1 protein-coding gene is annotated in these 579 nt (G+C 63.2%); it reads right to left on the reverse strand.

Features of this window, described 5'->3' with window-relative positions; translation table 11 throughout:
* Positions 1–579, reverse strand: a 579-nt coding sequence (locus RM590_RS35465; RefSeq protein ID WP_311708935.1) for an acyltransferase, incomplete at both ends; no start/stop codon positions are given.

Below are 579 nucleotides of genomic sequence, written 5' to 3' on the forward strand. Positions count from 1 at the left end.
GTTGTAGTAGGCGGTGGCCTGGTCGTTGTTGTGCGCGACGATCGCGTACACGAAGGACGCGATGGTCAGGGCGCTCAGTAAAAAGATGAACGCGGTGCGCAGATGGCGGCCGAAAAGTCGGCGCCCCAGGAAAGCGAACCCGAATACCAGCAGCAGGAATGCCAGATAGAACTGCCCCTGGACCGACATCGACCAGATGTGCTGAAGCGGGCTGACCGCCTCACCGGCGCGAAGGTAGTCCGCAGCAGTGTTGGCCAACTCCCAGTTCTGGTAGTAGCCCAGGCTTGCCAGGCTTTGGTCAGCAAACGTTTCCCAGCGGGTCTCGGGCTGAACCAGGATGGTCAGCACCGCGGCCGCGGCAAGTACGACAACCAGGGCGGGAAGCAGCCTGCGAATCAGCCGGACAACTTCGGGAAGCGGCCACAGCGGCGTCTCCGGGTCGAGCGCCATCCGCAGGATCTTGCCGCCGAAGAAGAATCCGGACAGCGCCAGGAACACGTCCACACCACCGGAAACCCGGCCGAACCAGATGTGGAACATCGCCACGAGCGCGATCGCGATACCGCGCAGTCCGTCCAG

The organism is Streptomyces litchfieldiae (genome assembly GCF_031845365.1).
Lineage (GTDB): Bacteria > Actinomycetota > Actinomycetes > Streptomycetales > Streptomycetaceae > Streptomyces > Streptomyces litchfieldiae.